At 59.5% G+C, this 16658-nt stretch carries 12 protein-coding genes; 7 read left to right on the forward strand and 5 right to left on the reverse strand.

Going from position 1 to position 16658, the window contains the following annotated elements:
* The first annotated feature begins 52 nt into the window (after positions 1-52).
* Positions 53-388, forward strand: coding sequence for an aspartate-semialdehyde dehydrogenase (locus KDX39_RS18540; protein WP_210043030.1), 336 nt, complete (start codon positions 53-55; stop codon positions 386-388).
* Positions 389-530: 142 nt separating this feature from the next.
* Positions 531-689, forward strand: coding sequence for a hypothetical protein (locus KDX39_RS18545; protein ID WP_004888206.1), 159 nt, complete (start codon positions 531-533; stop codon positions 687-689).
* 274 nt (positions 690-963) lie between these two features.
* Here KDX39_RS18545 and KDX39_RS18550 read toward each other — a convergent pair whose 3' ends face one another.
* Positions 964-1434, reverse strand: coding sequence for a MaoC family dehydratase (locus tag KDX39_RS18550; RefSeq protein ID WP_004888205.1), 471 nt, complete (start codon positions 1432-1434; stop codon positions 964-966).
* 45 nt (positions 1435-1479) lie between these two features.
* Positions 1480-2424 carry an alpha/beta hydrolase gene (locus KDX39_RS18555; protein WP_231661350.1) on the reverse strand — a complete coding sequence of 315 codons (945 nt, stop codon included), beginning with the start codon at positions 2422-2424 and terminating at the stop codon, positions 1480-1482.
* Between the two features lie 207 nt (positions 2425-2631).
* Here KDX39_RS18555 and fadD2 point away from each other — a divergent pair, with 207 nt between their 5' ends.
* From fadD2 to KDX39_RS18580, 5 genes are all read left to right on the forward strand, one after another.
* Positions 2632-4320 carry a long-chain-fatty-acid--CoA ligase FadD2 gene (gene fadD2 / locus KDX39_RS18560; RefSeq protein WP_231661351.1) on the forward strand — a complete coding sequence of 563 codons (1689 nt, stop codon included), beginning with the start codon at positions 2632-2634 and terminating at the stop codon, positions 4318-4320.
* A 357-nt stretch (positions 4321-4677) separates the two neighbouring features.
* On the forward strand, positions 4678-6369 hold the full coding sequence (gene fadD1 / locus KDX39_RS18565; protein ID WP_099226064.1) for a long-chain-fatty-acid--CoA ligase FadD1: 1692 nt from the start codon (positions 4678-4680) through the stop codon (positions 6367-6369).
* 151 nt (positions 6370-6520) lie between these two features.
* The gene (gene hrpA / locus KDX39_RS18570; RefSeq protein ID WP_231661352.1) at positions 6521-10432 is read left to right on the forward strand and encodes an ATP-dependent RNA helicase HrpA; all 3912 of its coding nucleotides are present in this window, start codon (positions 6521-6523) and stop codon (positions 10430-10432) included.
* A gap of 292 nt (positions 10433-10724) precedes the next feature.
* Positions 10725-11846, forward strand: a complete 1122-nt coding sequence (locus KDX39_RS18575) for a beta-ketoacyl-ACP synthase III (RefSeq protein ID WP_231661353.1) — start codon at positions 10725-10727, stop codon at positions 11844-11846.
* Between the two features lie 145 nt (positions 11847-11991).
* Complete coding sequence (locus KDX39_RS18580) at positions 11992-13116, forward strand: GNAT family N-acetyltransferase (RefSeq protein WP_231661354.1); 1125 nt, start codon at positions 11992-11994, stop codon at positions 13114-13116.
* 127 nt (positions 13117-13243) lie between these two features.
* On the opposite strand, the gene KDX39_RS18585 is transcribed toward KDX39_RS18580, so the two are convergent.
* From KDX39_RS18585 to KDX39_RS18595, 3 genes are all read right to left on the reverse strand, one after another.
* On the reverse strand, positions 13244-15076 hold the full coding sequence (locus KDX39_RS18585) for an ABC transporter ATP-binding protein (protein WP_099226060.1): 1833 nt from the start codon (positions 15074-15076) through the stop codon (positions 13244-13246).
* A 98-nt stretch (positions 15077-15174) separates the two neighbouring features.
* A complete protein-coding gene (locus tag KDX39_RS18590; RefSeq protein ID WP_099226059.1) occupies positions 15175-15738 on the reverse strand; it encodes a peptidylprolyl isomerase in 564 nt (187 codons plus the stop codon).
* Positions 15739-15861: 123 nt separating this feature from the next.
* Positions 15862-16650, reverse strand: coding sequence for an alpha/beta fold hydrolase (locus KDX39_RS18595; RefSeq protein ID WP_231661355.1), 789 nt, complete (start codon positions 16648-16650; stop codon positions 15862-15864).
* Between the last annotated feature and the right edge of the window lie 8 nt (positions 16651-16658).

Genomic DNA, 16658 nt, shown 5'->3' on the forward strand with positions numbered 1-16658 from the left:
CTGTTCAAGTTGCGTCGCAGACGGCCGAAAGCCCGGTAAGAGGAGAAAAACCATGTTGCAACCTATGCTCCCGTTAAGCGTTGTGCCGGTGACCTCCCAGATGGACCCGGCCAAGCGTGTCCCCGATATCCCGCCGGTGGCCCCTGTACAGCCAGGCTCCAGCGAGACATCGATTGACCTGCGCCATGAAGACTCAGAGCGCAGCGCCCTGCTGTTGCGTGAAGAGCAGCAGCGCCAGCAACAAGGGCGTCATGCCGAGGACGAAAGCGGTGAATATCAGGGCCTGGTCGTTCCCGGCGACTCGCTCAATGCTGACAACACCGTACCGGTAGTGCCATTGATCGACGACGAGCCGCGCCAGGGGCTGTGGGTCGATATCCAGATCTGAGACAAAGCGTTGCGCAACAAGAGGGCGCGAACTGCGCCCGCTGTCGATTGATTCACGCCTGATACCCTGTTTTCGACTGGTCATCACCGATGCTATTGAGCATTATTGGTGCTGATTCCACGTGTCCGAGAACTGCACAACCATGAGCGACGATGGCAAATTGATCGATCTTGGCGCCGAGCGCGCCAGACGCGTTCATGATCTGAACGACAAACGCCTGAATGAAGTACGCAATGCCTTTGAGCAGGCCATGCCGCTGACCGGCAAGAAAAAGCCGAAGAAAAAGCCGAAAAAGCGTTGAGCCATTGAGCGGGTGTTGATGCAGGTCAACGTCCGTGCGCGCTGCAACGACTAGCCTGATGGGTATCGGACGGGGCAGAAGACGGCGTGGGGCCAATGTCTTCGTCACCCTGTTCGAGCTGTCTGACGGGAAAGGCTGCCGCTTTGGTAAGGCGCGCCTTTCGCCATGAGCACGCAAGGCACTTCGGGCGACTTCGGTCGCCCTTTTTTGCGTGTTCGGGAGCATGCCAGGCCGCTTCCTGCGCTGGCGGGCCCTGGCTCAACCGTCACTCCTCTCAGCCAACGGTGATTTCAGGCAGTACGGTCAGTTCGACTGTCTGCTGTTTGCGCGGGGCGAGAATTTCCGCTTCGCCGTCGACGACCAGTTCATCGTTCTGATTGAACACGCGGGTAGCGATGCGCACGCGAAATTTCGGCAGCTTTTCGAGAATTTCCAGACGCACCGTCAAGGTGTCGCCCAGCTTTACCGGCTTCTGAAAGGTCATTTGCTGACCGATGTAGATCGTGCCAGGGCCTGGCAGCTCACACGCCACTGCAGCGCTGATCAGTGCACCGCTGAACATGCCGTGGGCGATGCGCTCCTTGAACATGGTTTTGGAGGCGTATTCGGCGTCCAGGTGGACCGGGTTGTGATCGCCGGACATGGCCGCGAACAACTGGATATCGCGTTCCTGGACTGTCTTGCTGTAGCTGGCTTTCTGACCGACTTCAAGGGCTTCGTAGGGCGTATTGGTGACTTGAGTCATGTGTCTGTCCTGGACAAAAAATATGAAAAAGATAAAGGCGCGTGATCACTCCGCCCGACGCGGTCCCGGCTGATCGAGAGCGTACTGCAGCCAGTCGAGCAGGTCCTGAGTCACTTCATCGCGATTGGTGTCATTAAGCAGTTCGTGCCGCGCCTGTGGGTAAACATTGAGTTGTAACACCTGATGACCCGCTTCTGCCAATGCATCGGCAAGATCCTTCAGACGCTTGCCGGCACTCACGGGATCACATTCACCGCCAATAATCAGCAAAGGAAGGTTCGGATCGATCTGCGCCAGGTTCGACGGGTCGCTGATTTTCTGCAGCCCGCCCAGCATATCTGCCCACAACTGGTTGGTGCAGCGGAACCCGCACAGCGGGTCCTGAATGTACGTGTTCACCTCATCCGGGTCCCGGCTGAGCCAGTCGAAACAGGTCCGGGTCGGCTTGAACGCCTTGTTGAACGAGCCGAATGACAGCCATTCGATCAGCGCGCTACGCCCCTTGCGGCCTTGACGCAAGCGTTCGAACCGGACGACCAGAAGTGCGCTGCGATAGAACGATGCCGGATGGAAGTTAGAGCCGCTGAGAATGGCGCCCTGCAGACTGGCGCCATGGTGCATCAGATAAGTCTGGGCAATGTAGCTGCCCATGCTGTGACCCAGCAGAAACAAGGCCGCCCCGGCGTGGCGCTGGCCGATCGACTGGCTCAGGGTCGCCAGATCGTCGACCACTTTTTCCCAGCCCTCTTCATTGGCGAAATGCCCGAGTCTGCCCTGCAGGGCGGTTCTGCCATGGCCACGCTGGTCATGCGCATAAAGGGCGATGCCCGCGGCATTCAACGCTGCGCCGAGTCGTGCGTAGCGGCCGCTGTGCTCGGCCATACCGTGGGCAAGCATCACGACGGCCAGCGGTGCCGTGTCCGGTAGCCAGGCATTGACGTAAAGGCGGCAATGGTCGCTGGCGTCAAGCCAGAATGTCTCGTGCTTCATGGCGATATTCCGATCTGGAGCGTCTGCCCGGAGGATGTCTGTTTCAGCTTACAACCCGTACGTGATTGCATCTTGAATAGCAGAAAGATTCACACTGTTGATGACGCCGACTGGCATATTTGCCTTCCAGGCGTTAGCTGCTAACGTCGGGCCAGTCCCGATTCTGAATAGCGGGCCAGCCATGAGCAGGGAAAAAAGGATAAAACAATGCAACCTGAATTCTGGAACGACAAACGCCCTGCCGGGGTGACCTCTGAGCTGGATCTGCACACGTATCGGTCGGTCCTCGAGGTCTTCGAGAGCGCCTGCAAAAAATTCGCAGACAAACCTGCTTTCAGCAATATGGGCGTTACGCTGACCTACGCTGACCTGGAGCGCCATTCGGCTGCGTTTGCCTGCTACCTGCAACAGCATACCGACCTGATGCCCGGCGACCGCATCGCCGTGCAGATGCCCAACCTGCTGCAATACCCCATCGCAGTGTTCGGTGCGATGCGGGCCGGTTTGATCGTGGTCAATACCAATCCGTTATACACCGCACGCGAGATGCGTCACCAGTTCAAGGACTGCGGCGCCAAAGCGTTGGTCTACCTGAACCTGTTCGGCAAGCTGGTTCAGGAAGTGCTGCCCGACACCGAGCTTCGTTACCTGATCGAAGTAAAGATGGGCGACATGCAGTCAGCCGCCAAAGGGTGGCTGGTCAATACCATCGTCGCCAGAGTCAAGAAGATGGTGCCGGCCTATGACCTGCCCCAGGCCACTGGCTTCAAGGATGCCCTGCGCATGGGGCGTGGCGGCTCTGTCAAACCTGTCGCGGTCGGACTGCATGACGTTGCGGTGCTGCAATACACCGGCGGCACCACGGGACTTGCCAAAGGCGCGATGCTGACCCACGGCAATCTGGTCGCCAACATGCAGCAGGTTTACGCCTGCATGCGCCAGCATTGTCCTGAGCGTGGCGTGATGTTCGGGGAGGCCAGGGAAGTGATGATCGCTCCGCTGCCGCTTTATCACATCTATGCCTTCACGGCGCACTGCATGTGCATGGTCATCAGCGGCAATCACAATATTCTGATCACCAACCCCAGAGATATCGGCGGGTTCATCAAGGAGCTCGGCAAGTGGAAGTTCACGGCCATGGTCGGGCTCAACACCCTGTTCGTGGCGTTGATGAATCATCCCGACTTCAAGAAGCTGGATTTCTCTACCCTGAAGAGCACCAACTCTGGTGGCACCGCGTTGGTCAAGGCCACAGCCGAGCGTTGGGCTGAAATGACGGGATGCACAATCGTCGAGGGGTACGGTCTCACCGAGACCTCTCCGGTGGCCAGTGCCAACCCCTACGGCCCGCTGGCGCGGCTGGGGACGGTCGGCCTGCCGGTGCCGGGCACGGGTATGAAAGTGATCGATGACGAAGGCGCAGAGTTGCCGTTCGGCGAGCGGGGAGAGCTTTGCATCAAAGGCCCGCAAGTCATGAAGGGCTACTGGAATCTGCCGGAAGCTACCGCCGAAACGCTGGACGCAGAAGGTTGGTTCAAAACGGGCGACATCGCTGTGATCGGCGCCGACGGTTTCGTCAGCATCGTGGACCGCAAGAAAGACCTGATCATCGTGTCCGGCTTCAATGTGTATCCCAACGAAATCGAAGACGTGGTCATGTCGCACCCGAAAGTCGCCAGTTGCGCCTGCATCGGGGTTCCGGACGAGCGCTCAGGGGAAGCGGTGAAACTGTTTGTGGTCCCGCGCGAGGCGGGGCTTTCTGTCGAGGAGCTCAAGAATTTCTGCAAACAGAACTTTACCGGCTACAAGGTTCCGAAACAGATCGTGCTGCGTGAGTCCCTGCCAATGACCCCGGTCGGCAAGATCCTGCGCAGGGAGCTTCGCGATATCGCCTGAGCTCGCGAATTGTTTCTTTTTACGTTGTCGGCTCCGCCTGCGTTGACGTGCAAGCGGGGCCTGTTTTTTTTGCCTAAGCTCACTGGGTGAAACCCAGGCCCTCTGGCTCAAGGTTTTCAGCGCTTTCGATATTTTCCGGGATAAATCCTGCGTTGTGACCACAGCGTTTGAATCAGTCATTTTTGTGACCGTAGAGGCCCGGTTTGCCTCTAGTCGGCCTTTGGCAAAGCTGCTACTCTCGGCGCGCTTTTTGACCTGTCATGAAGCGAATGAGCGTCTACTGCACAATTCCAAAACACAAAAAAATCATCGCCCAAAGCGATGTGAAGAATTCGCGATCGCTATGGAGCCGGCTGAATGATTGAAAACTTCTGGAAGGATAAATACCCATCTGGCATCTCCCCTGATATCGACCCTGATGAGTATCCCAACGTCCAGGCGGTCCTGAAGCAGTCCTGCCAGCGTTTTGCCGATAAGCCCGCGTTCAGCAATCTGGGCAAGACAATCACCTATGGCGAGTTGTATGAATTGTCCGGGGCATTCGCTGCCTGGATTCAACAACACACCGACCTTGTGCCGGGTGACCGCATTGCCGTGCAACTGCCCAATGTGCTGCAGTACCCGGTTGCCGTTTTCGGTGCCATCCGCGCCGGCCTGATCGTGGTCAACACCAACCCGCTGTACACCGCACGGGAAATGGAACACCAGTTCAACGACTCCGGCGCCAAGGCACTGGTATGTCTGGCGAACATGGCGCATCTGGCCGAGAAGGTCGTGCCCAGGACCCAGGTCAAACACGTCATCGTCACTGAAGTGGCCGATCTGCTGCCACCGCTCAAGCGCCTGCTGGTCAACAGCGTCATCAAATACGTCAAGAAAATGGTGCCTGCCTACCACTTGCCTGACGCGGTCAGATTCAATGACGTGCTGAAAAAAGGCCACGGTCGGCCGGTCACCGAGGTGTCGCCCGACAGAGGCGACGTTGCCGTATTGCAGTACACCGGTGGCACCACCGGCGTGGCCAAGGGCGCGATGCTCACCCATCGCAACCTGATCGCCAACATGCTGCAGTGCAGGGCGCTGATGGCTTCCAACCTCAATGAAGGCAACGAGATCCTCATCACACCGTTGCCGCTCTACCACATCTACGCCTTCACCTTTCACTGCATGGCGATGATGCTGATCGGCAACCACAACGTGCTGATCAGCAACCCGCGTGACCTGCCTGCCATGGTCAAGGAGCTGTCGAAGTGGAAGTTCAGCGGCTTCGTCGGCCTTAACACCCTGTTCGTTGCCCTGTGCAACAACGAAGCGTTCCGCAACCTTGACTTTTCGGCACTGAAAGTCACGCTTTCCGGTGGCATGGCCCTGCAACTGGCTGCCGCCGAACGCTGGAAGCAGGTCACCAACTGCCCGATCTGCGAAGGTTACGGCATGACCGAAACCAGCCCGGTGGCGACGGTGAACCCTATTCAGAAGATCCAGATGGGCACCATCGGCATTCCGGTGCCGTCGACGCTGTGCAGGGTCATCGACGACGCTGGCAATGAGCTGGCGTTCGGCGAAACCGGCGAATTGTGCGTCAAGGGGCCTCAGGTCATGAAAGGCTACTGGCAGCGTCAGGAAGCCACCGATGAAATGATCGACGCCGATGGCTGGCTCAAGACCGGCGATATCGCGATCATTCAGCCCGACGGTTACCTGCGTATCGTCGACCGCAAGAAAGACATGATTCTGATCTCGGGTTTCAACGTCTACCCCAACGAACTGGAAGACGTGCTGGTCACGCTTCCCGGTGTGCTGCAATGCGCTGCCATCGGCATTCCGGACGAAAAATCGGGTGAGGCTATCAAGGTGTTCGTGGTTGCCAAGCCTGGCGTGACCCTGACCAAGGATCAGGTCATGGAGCACATGCGCGCCAACCTGACGGGTTACAAAGTCCCGCGCAGCGTGGAATTCCGCGATGCACTGCCGACCACCAACGTTGGCAAGATTCTGCGCCGTGAACTGCGTGACGAAGAGCTGAAGAAGCTGGGTATCAAGAAATAATAGCCAGACCTGCATGACAGACAACGCCGTGTCCTCTGACACGGCGTTGTTGTATCACCTGCGCCCGATCCAGCCTCGACAGTCGTCCTCCTTGCCGCAATCTGCGACAATCGCGCCCCTGTATCCTTCAAGAAAAGACTCTGCGCACCTGATGACCGACGAATCGCCCTCCATCGACCAACTCCTGAAAAACCTCGATCAAGCGATGATCGGCGACCGCCATCGTCTGCGCCGTCAGTTGCACGAGCTGCGCAAGAAGCCTGACGAGGCGAAGCTGACGCAATGGGTAGCGCGGGTTCAGGCGTCCTGCGCACAGGTCACGTCGCGGCGCGAGAGTGTGCCGACGGTTCGCTACGACGACAACTTGCCCATCGCCGCCAAGCGCGACGAAATCAAGGACGCCTTGCTCAAGCATCAGGTGCTGATCATCGCGGGCGAAACCGGCTCGGGTAAAACCACTCAGTTGCCGAAAATCTGTCTGGAAATCGGGCGCGGTCAGCATGGTCTGATCGGCCACACACAGCCGCGTCGAATTGCTGCGCGCAGTGTCGCCAGCCGTGTCGCCGACGAATTGGCCACACCGCTGGGCGCGCTGGTCGGCTATCAGGTGCGTTTTGAAGATCAGAGCGACAGCAACACCCTGATCAAGCTGATGACCGACGGCATCCTGCTGGCCGAAACCCAGCACGACCGCTTCCTTGAGCGCTACGACACGATCATCGTCGACGAAGCCCATGAGCGCAGCCTTAACATCGACTTCCTGCTTGGTTACCTGAAAACCCTGCTGCCGCGTCGCCCCGATCTGAAAGTCATCATCACATCGGCGACCATCGACCTGCAGCGCTTCTCCGAGCATTTCAACGACGCGCCGATCATCGAAGTGTCGGGCCGGACCTTTCCGGTCGACACCTGGTACCGCCCGCTGACCAGCGAGCAGGATGAAGAGGGCAACAGCGTCGAGGATGACCTGACCGTCGATCAGGCGATTCTGGCCACGCTCGAGGAACTGGCGGACTTCGAGCGCAGTGAGCGCAAGAGTCCGGGCGACGTACTGGTCTTTCTGCCCGGCGAGCGCGAGATTCGTGACGCCGCCGAAATGCTGCGCAAGGCCCAGCTCAGGCACACTGAAATCCTGCCGTTGTATGCACGCCTGTCGCCTGCCGAGCAGCAGCGCATTTTTCAATCCCATCCGGGACGTCGCGTGGTGCTGGCCACCAACGTGGCCGAGACCTCGTTGACCGTGCCGGGCATCCGCTACGTGATCGACACCGGCACTGCACGCATCAGTCGCTACAGTTACCGCGCCAAGGTCCAGCGCCTGCCGATCGAAGCGGTGTCCCAGGCCAGCGCCAATCAGCGCAAGGGCCGTTGCGGGCGTGTCGAGCCGGGCCTGTGCGTCCGCCTTTACAGCGAAGAGGATTTCAACGCTCGACCTGAATTCACCGACCCCGAGATCCTGCGCACCAACCTCGCGGCGGTGATCCTGCAGATGCTGCACCTGCGTCTGGGCGAAATCACCGACTTCCCGTTCATCGAACCACCGGATGGCAAGGCCATCAGTGACGGTTTCAATCTGTTGCAGGAGCTGTCGGCAGTCAATCGCGAGAATCAGCTGACCCCGCTGGGTCGTCAACTGGCGCGCTTGCCAGTGGACCCGCGCATGGGACGCATGCTGCTGGAGGCTGCCAGGCAAGGCAGTTTGCAGGAAGTGCTGATCGTGGCCAGCGCCATGTCGGTGCAGGACGTACGCGAGCGCCCGCCAGAGCGACAGCAGGCGGCCGATCAGGCGCATGCCCAGTGGAAGGACGCCGACTCGGACTTTGCAGGCCTGGTCAATCTGTGGCGTGGTTTCGAAGAGCAGCGCCAAGCGCTGACCGCCAGCCCGTTGCGCAACTGGTGTCGCCGCAATTTCCTCAATTACCTGCGACTGCGCGAGTGGCGCGATTCCCATCGGCAGTTGAGCCTGATCTGTCGTGACCTGCAACTGACGGTCAACAAGGAGCCGGCGGATTACCCGAAATTCCACAAGGCTATCCTGTCCGGGCTGCTGAGCCAGATTGGCCAGAAAGCCGACGAGGGCGATTACCTCGGTGCGCGGCAGCGGCGGTTCTGGATACATCCGTCATCCGGGCTGGGCAAGAAACGTCCGCAATGGCTGATGACCGCCGAGCTGGTGGAAACCACCAAGCTGTATGCGCGTATGGTCGCCAAGATCGATGCCGACTGGATCGAACCGTTGGCCGGGCACTTGATCAAGAAAAACCACTTCGAGCCGCATTGGGAGAAGAAGCGCGGGCAAGTGGTGGCCTTCGAGCAGATCACGCTGTTCGGCCTGATCGTGGTCGGTCGTCGCCCGGTGCATTTCGGGCCTGTCGATCCTGTGGTGTCCCGTGAACTTTTCATCCGCGAAGGGCTGGTGCGCGGGGATATCCAGTCCCGCGCCAAGTGCCTGAGCGCTAATACTCTCCTGCTGGAACAGCTCGACGAGCTGGAGGCCAAGGCTCGGCGTCGCGACATTCTGGCCGACGAAGACACGTTGTATGCGTTCTACGAAGCGCGCATTCCGGCCGAGATTCACCAGACGGCCACCTTCGACAGTTGGTACAAGACCGAGAGCCAGAAGAACCCGCAGTTGTTGATCATGCGCGAAGAGGACGTGCTGGCCCGCGAGGCCAGCGAAGTCACTGCCGCGCAGTATCCGGATACCCTGCGGCTGGGCGAACTGAGCCTGTCGTTGACCTATCACTTCGAGCCCAATCATCCCCGCGACGGCGTGACCCTGCGCGTGCCTGCGCCGCTTTTGCTCTCGCTGCCCGCCGAACGTCTGGAATGGCTGGTGCCGGGGTTGCTGGAAACCAAATGCATCGCCCTGGTCCGTAGCCTGCCCAAGGCCGTGCGCAAGAACTTTGTGCCAGTGCCGGATTTCATCAAGGCGGCGTTGCAACGCATCACCTTTGGCGAGGGCTCGCTGACCGAAGCGCTGGGCCGCGAACTGTTGCGCATGACCGGTGCGCGGGTGACCGACGAGGCGTGGGCGGAAGCGACCCAGCAGCTTGAAAGCCATCTGAAGATGAATCTGGAAATCGTCGATGGCGATGGCAAATTCCTTGGCGAAGGTCGCGATCTGGATGCGCTGACGGCACGTTTCGCCGAAGCCAGTCAGGCCGCGCTCGCCGTTGCGCAGACCGCGAAAAGCCAGCAGCCGGTCGAGGCCAAGGTCTTCGCGCCGGTTGCGCAGAAGACTCAGCAGAACATTGCCGGTCTGTCGATGACGGTATACCCGGCGCTGGTCGAAGAGGGCGGCACAGTCAAGGAGGGTCGCTTCTCGACTCAGGCCGAGGCCGCGTATCAGCATCGCCGTGCATTGCAGCGCCTGTTACTGCAGCAACTGGCTGAGCCTGCGAAGTTTCTGCGCAGCAAGCTGCCGGGCCAGACCGAGCTGGCGCTGTTGTACCGCGAACTGGGGCGTATCGATGCGCTGATCGAAGACATCCTGCTGGCCAGCCTCGACAGCTGCGTGCTGGAGGGTGAAGCCGAACTGCCGCGCGACGGTGCCGGATTGCTGTCACTGGCCGAACGCAAACGCGCCGACTGGACCGAGCATGCCGAGCGTCTGGCGAAGCTGACGCTGGAAATCCTCAAGCTGTGGCATGGTTTGCAGAAGCGCTTCAAAGGCAAGATCGATCTGGCTCAGGCGGTCGCGCTCAATGACATCAAGGCACAACTGGGCAAGCTGGTGTATCCGGGCTTCGTGCGGGAAACACCTGCGCAGTGGCTCAAAGAGCTGCCGCGTTACCTGAAAGCCATCGAGATGCGCCTGGAAAAACTGCCGGGTCAGGTGCAGAAGGACCGGGTCTGGAGCATCGAGCTGGCAGGCCTGTGGGCGCAATATCAGGCGCGAGCCGACAAACACCGCCAGGAAGGCAAGCGCGATCCGGAACTGGCGGTCTATCGTTGGTGGATGGAGGAATATCGCGTGTCGCTGTTCGCTCAGCAGTTGGGGACGAAAATGCCGGTTTCTGACAAGCGGCTGAGCAAGCAGTGGGCGATGGTCGAAGGCTGATTCAAAGCCTGACAATCTGTCGAAAAATTGTCTGTGCGGACTGCGCGGGCAGCAAGACGAGAAGGATCTCAGGGTCGATGTTTATTGGCCCGATAGCGCCAAAACCGGGCGCTGTGGCACACTTCGCGTCTGTCTTCACCATGCCATGGACGCGGCTTGAGCCCTGCGCGCTTTCAGTCATGCGCTTGTTTCACATATGCATTGGTACGCTGGTCCCAGAAAAGTCTTGGGTTGCCGCGTACCGTGCCCTGGCAGGCTACCGCCTGCAACCTTCAATAAGAGAGGAACGACCGTGCACAACGTCGTCATCAGCGGCACAGGCCTGTACACCCCGGCCAACAGCATTTCCAACGAAGAGCTGGTGCAGTCCTTCAATGCCTATGTCAATCAGTTCAACAGCGAGAACGCTGCGGCCATCGAGCGTGGCGAGCTGGAAGCACTGAGCGAATCCAGCGCTGCGTTCATCGAAAAAGCCTCGGGCATCAAGAGCCGCTTCGTGATGGACAAGCAGGGCATCCTCGACCCGCAGCGCATGAAACCGAACCTGCCTGAGCGCTCCAACGATCAGTGGTCGATTCTATGCGAGATGGGCGTGGCAGCGGCGAAACAGGCGCTGGAACGAGCGGGCAGAACCACCGCTGACATCGACGGCGTCATCGTTGCCTGTTCCAACCTGCAGCGCGCCTATCCGGCGATCTCCATCGAAATTCAGGAAGCGCTGGGCATTGCCGGCTACGGCTTCGACATGAACGTCGCCTGCTCGTCGGCGACCTTCGGTATTCAGGCCGCGTGCAACAGCGTGCAATTGGGTCAGGCCCGCGCCATTCTGGTCATCAGCCCGGAAATCTGCACCGCCCACCTCAACTTCCGTGATCGCGACAGCCACTTCATCTTCGGTGACGGTGCAACCGCAGTGGTGGTGGAGCGTGCCGATCTGGCGACCTCGCCCTACCAGTTCGATATCGTCAGCACCCGTCTGCTGACCAAGTTCTCCAACAACATCCGCAACAACTTCGGCTTCCTGAATCGTACGTCGGACGAGGGCCAGGGTGCGCCTGACAAGCTGTTCGTACAGGAAGGCCGCAAGGTCTTCCGCGAGGTCTGCCCGATGGTGGCGGAACTGGTCGGCGCGCATCTGGACGACAACGGCCTCAATGTCAGCGACGTCCAGCGCTTCTGGCTGCATCAGGCCAACCTGAGCATGAACCATCTGATCGTCAAGAAACTGCTGGGCCGCGACGCAACGGTTGAAGAGGCACCAGTGATTCTCGATACCTACGCCAACACCAGTTCGGCAGGTTCGGTCATCGCCTTCCACACCTATCAGGACGACCTGCCGAAAGGCGCCCTGGGCGTGTTGAGTTCGTTCGGTGCGGGCTATTCGATTGGCAGTGTGATCCTGCGCAAGCGTTGATCGCATCGGCGGTCGGCATCTTGACGGGCAAGGTGCCGACCTGTCGGTTGAAAGGCCTTGTATAGAGAGGCCATCGATTCGCGGTCGTTTACATTCCCCCTCAATGCGTGATACTCGTCGCACGTTTACCTCCGAGGGAACCTGCATGCCGGTTCACGTCGTCGACAGTCTGAGTATCGTCGCGCCTGCCCAATGGGATGCGCTTGTACCAGGCAACCAGCCGTTTCTACGTCACGCCTTTCTGACTTCACTGGAAGACAGCGGCAGCCTCGGGCCGCGCTCCGGGTGGCGTCCCGAACACGTGCTGCATTACGAAAATGAACAGCTGGTGGCTGCGCTTCCGGCCTATCGGAAATGGCATTCCTATGGCGAGTACGTGTTCGATCACGCCTGGGCCGACGCTTGCCGTCGCGCCGGTATCGCTTACTACCCCAAGCTGCTGGTGGCCGTGCCGTTCAGTCCGGTGGGTGGCTCGCGCATTCTGTCTGCGACACCGCAAGGCGCGTCGGAGCTGCTGAGCGAACTGCCGGCGTATTTGCAGAGCGAAGGCTTGTCGAGCGCGCACATCAACTTTACCGATCCGGCCGCCGACGCCTTGCTTGAAACCCAGGCAGGCTGGCTGTCGCGCATCGGCTGCCAGTTCCATTGGCACAACCGGGGTTATCGGGACTTTCAGGACTTTCTGGACGCGCTGAGCTCGCGCAAACGCAAGCAGATGCGCAAGGAGCGCGAGCAAGTGGCGGGGCAGGGGATCGCCTTCGAATGGCTTGAAGGTTCGCAGATGACCGAGCTTCTGTGGGATTTCGTGTATGCCTGTTATTCCAATACCTACGAGGTACGTGGGCAGGCACCTTACCTGACACGCGAATTCTTCAGTCTTCTGGCTGAACGGATGCCCGAGTCGATCCGCGTGGTGCTGGCTCTGCAGGGCTCACGTCCGGTGGCCATGGCTTTCAGTCTGATCGGTGGCGACAGCTTTTATGGGCGTTATTGGGGATGCCTGGCCGAGTTTGACCGCCTGCACTTCGAAACCTGTTTCTATCAAGGCATGGACTACGCGATTGCCAATGGGCTGCAGCGCTTCGACGCAGGTGCCCAGGGCGAGCACAAACTGATCCGCGGCTTCGAACCGCAGATCACCCGTTCCTGGCACTACCTGATGCATCCCGGCCTGAAAGACGCGGTAAGCGATTTTCTGGAGCAGGAACGGGTTGGCGTGATGGCGTATGCCGAAGAAGCGCGAGCCGCGTTGCCGTATCGGCAGGTCTGACATCTCCGTGGGAGGCGGCTTGCCGGCGATGGCGTCTGTCCAGTCACCGAGGTGTCGCTTCAGCAACCGCATCGCCAGCGAGCCGCCCACAGACCATGTTGGTTGCATCACGGCTTGCGTATAACCCTCAATCCACGCCCACAAATCCGCCCGTCTGGTGCTGCCACAAGCGTGCATATAGCCCGCCATGTGCCAGCAGTTCAGCATGGGTGCCGGTCTCTGCGATATGGCCTTTTTCCAGCACCACCAGCCGATCCATACGTGCAATGGTCGAGAGGCGGTGGGCGATGGCGATGACGGTCTTGCCTTCCATCAGGGTTTCCAGGCTTTCCTGAATCGCCGCTTCGACTTCCGAGTCCAGCGCCGAGGTGGCTTCGTCCATGATCAGAATCGGCGCGTCCTTGAGCAGCACGCGAGTAATCGCAATGCGCTGGCGCTGACCACCGGAAAGCTTGACCCCTCGCTCGCCCACGTGCGCGTCAAAACCGGTGCGGCCTTCAGAGTCCGACAGCAGAGGGATGAACTCATCGGCACGTGCCTTGCGGATGGCTTCCCACAACTGCTCGTCGGTTGCGCCGGGATTGCCATACAGCAGGTTGTCACGGATCGAGCGGTGCAGCAGTGACGTGTCCTGAGTGATCATGCCGATCTGTGCACGCAGGCTCTCCTGAGTGACATCGGCCACGTCCTGCCCGTCGATCAGGATTCTGCCACCCTGCACGTCGTACATGCGCAGCAGCAGATTGACCAGCGTTGACTTGCCCGCGCCGGAAGGACCGATCAGGCCAATCTTTTCACCCGGCCTGATGTCCAGATTCAGGTTGTGGATGATCCCGTTGCCATTGCCGTAGTGGAAGTCGACGCCATCGAATTTCACGCCGCCATTGGCGATTTTCAGTGGTTTCGCCGCTGGCTTGTCGTTGATCGAGACCGGTTGCGAGATGCTTTCCAGGCCATCCTGCACGGTGCCGATGTTTTCGAAGATGCCGTTGACTACCCACATGATCCAGCCGGACATGTTGACGATACGAATCACCAGGCCGGTGGCCAGTGCGATCGCACCCACCGAAATCATTGACTGCGTCCATAGCCACAGCGCAAGCCCCGTGGTGGTGACGATCAGGATGCCGTTCATCGTGGTGATGGTGGCGTCCATCGAGGTGACGACGCGACCGGCCAACTGGCTTTTTACCGTGTGATCACGCATGGCCTCGCGAGCATATTGCTGCTCGAAATTGGTGTGGGCGAACAGCTTGAGCGTGGTGATGTTGGTGTAGCCGTCGACGATTCGGCCCATGAGTTTGGAACGCGCATCCGACGAGTCCACCGAGCGCTGTTTGACCCTGGGCACGAAGTACATCAGCGCCAGAATGAACGCGAGAATCCAGGTGCCCAGCGGGATCATCAACCGCCAGTCCGCTTCGGCGAACAGCACCATTGCGCTGATCGCATAGATCAGCACGTGCCAGAGCGCATCCACCGATTGCACCGCCGAATCACGCAGCGAGTTGCCGGTCTGCATGATGCGCTGGGCGATACGTCCGGCGAAATCATTCTGGAAGAAGTTAACGCTCTGCTTGAGCACGTAGCTGTGGTTCTGCCAGCGAATCAGGTTGGTCATGCCAGGGCTGATGGTCTGGTGCACCAGCAGGTCGTGCAGGCCGACGAAAATCGGGCGCAGCACGAGGGTCACCACCACCATCCAGATCAGTTCCGGGCCGTGCAGGGTGAAGAAGTCCTTGGGCTCGGTCGTCTGAGCCAGGTCGATGATACGGCTGAGATAACTGAACAGTGCAACTTCGATCAACGCGCCGATCAGGCCCACCACCAGCAGTGCGGTGAAGGTCGGCCAGACCTGACGCAGGTAGTAGGTGTAAAACGCGAAAACGGTATTGGGCGGGGCAGCGGTGGGGGCGTCTTTGAAGATATCGATCAGCTTTTCAAAACGACGATAAAGCATTGGCTATCACACCCACTGGCGTGGGTTCTCCCTTGATAAATAGAAGCGCTCCCGTATGGACCGCGTGGAGCCGGGGCTGCACGCGGTTCAGGTTCCTGTCAGTCGACGCGCTTGGCGGATTTGATCAGGATCGGGTCGTTTGGCACGTTCTGCATGCCTTTCTGGTTGCCGGTCTGTACGTTGACGATCTGATCGACCACGTCCATGCCTTTGACGACCTTGCCGAACACGGCGTAGCCGTAGTCACGCACGCCGTTGTCGAGCATGGCATTGTCATTGGTGTTGATGAAGAACTGGCTGGTGGCCGAATTCACGTCCGAAGTACGCGCCATGGAAATGGTGCCACGCACGTTGTGCAGCCCGTTCTGGGCTTCGTTCTTGATTGGGTCTTTGGTCGGCTTCTGGACCATCTGTGCGGTGAAGCCGCCGCCTTGAACCATGAACCCCGGAATCACACGGTGAAAAATGGTGTTGTTGTAGAAGCCGCTGTCGACGTAACCCAGAAAGTTCTGTGTGCTGATCGGTGCCTTGGCGTCTGCAAGTTCGATCTCGATTTCGCCGAAGCTGGTGTTGAGCAGAACGTGAGTCGGCTTGTCTGGAGCTGCCATCAGGTTGGCGGCGAACAGGACGGAGCAGGCGGCAAGAGCGATTTTTTTCAACATAGAGCAACAGGTCCTTCATTCAATTGAGATATCGACTGTGGCTGGCAAGGTAACCACGTTTGGCTTTTTTTGCCCAGCGTGATCGAGAGGGGCGCCCGCGTGCGATGACCTGCTTGTGGTTTCTCAGACCCTGGTGCCGGCAATGAATTCCAGCAGCGTGCGATTGAACTGCTCGGGCTGGTCCAGCGGGGTGGCGTGGCGCGAATCCCTGATGACCACCAGCCGGGCATTGGCAATGCGTTTGACGTAGGCTTCCTTGAGCGACACCGGAGTGTAGTCGTGATCGGCGGCAACGATCAGGGTAGGGCAGATGATGCGCTCCAGCTTGTGCTCCACGCCCCAGCCGACAATGGCATCGAAGCTGGCCAGATAGGCGCGCTTGTCGTTGCGGCCCCAGCGCTCGGCCATCTTGCGTCGCAATTCTGCCTGTTCCGGTTTGGGGAACAACAGCTTGCCAAGCGCCTTGCCCATCGCTTCCATGCTGACCAGGCGCGACAGCGTCCAGCGCCGTGCCCATTGCCAGACATCACCGGGCCTTCTGACCTTGACCTGTGGCGCGCTGTTGACGATACACAGGCTCTTGAGCAGATGCGGATGATCGACTGCCAGCTGGAAACCGATCATCCCGCCCATCGACAGGCCCGCCACATGCACCGGACCCAGCCGCAGGTGCTCCATCAGCGCTTCCACGTCGTTGCTCATGCCCTTGATGCTGTAGCGTTCGTGGGGCTTGTCCGAACGACCATGGCCGCGCATGTCCATGACAATGACGCGGTAATGCGCGGCCAGTACCGGAATCTGGTATTCCCAGTCCTGACAACTCGACCCCAGGCCGTGCAACAGCAGGACCGGGTCGCCCTGACCGTACTCTTCGTAATGCAGTGAACAGTCGTCATGCTCGAAGAACGCCATGTGCCTAC

The sequence above is a fragment of the Pseudomonas sp. CDFA 610 genome (genome assembly GCF_021147865.1).
In the GTDB taxonomy this organism is placed as follows: domain Bacteria; phylum Pseudomonadota; class Gammaproteobacteria; order Pseudomonadales; family Pseudomonadaceae; genus Aquipseudomonas; species Aquipseudomonas alliivorans.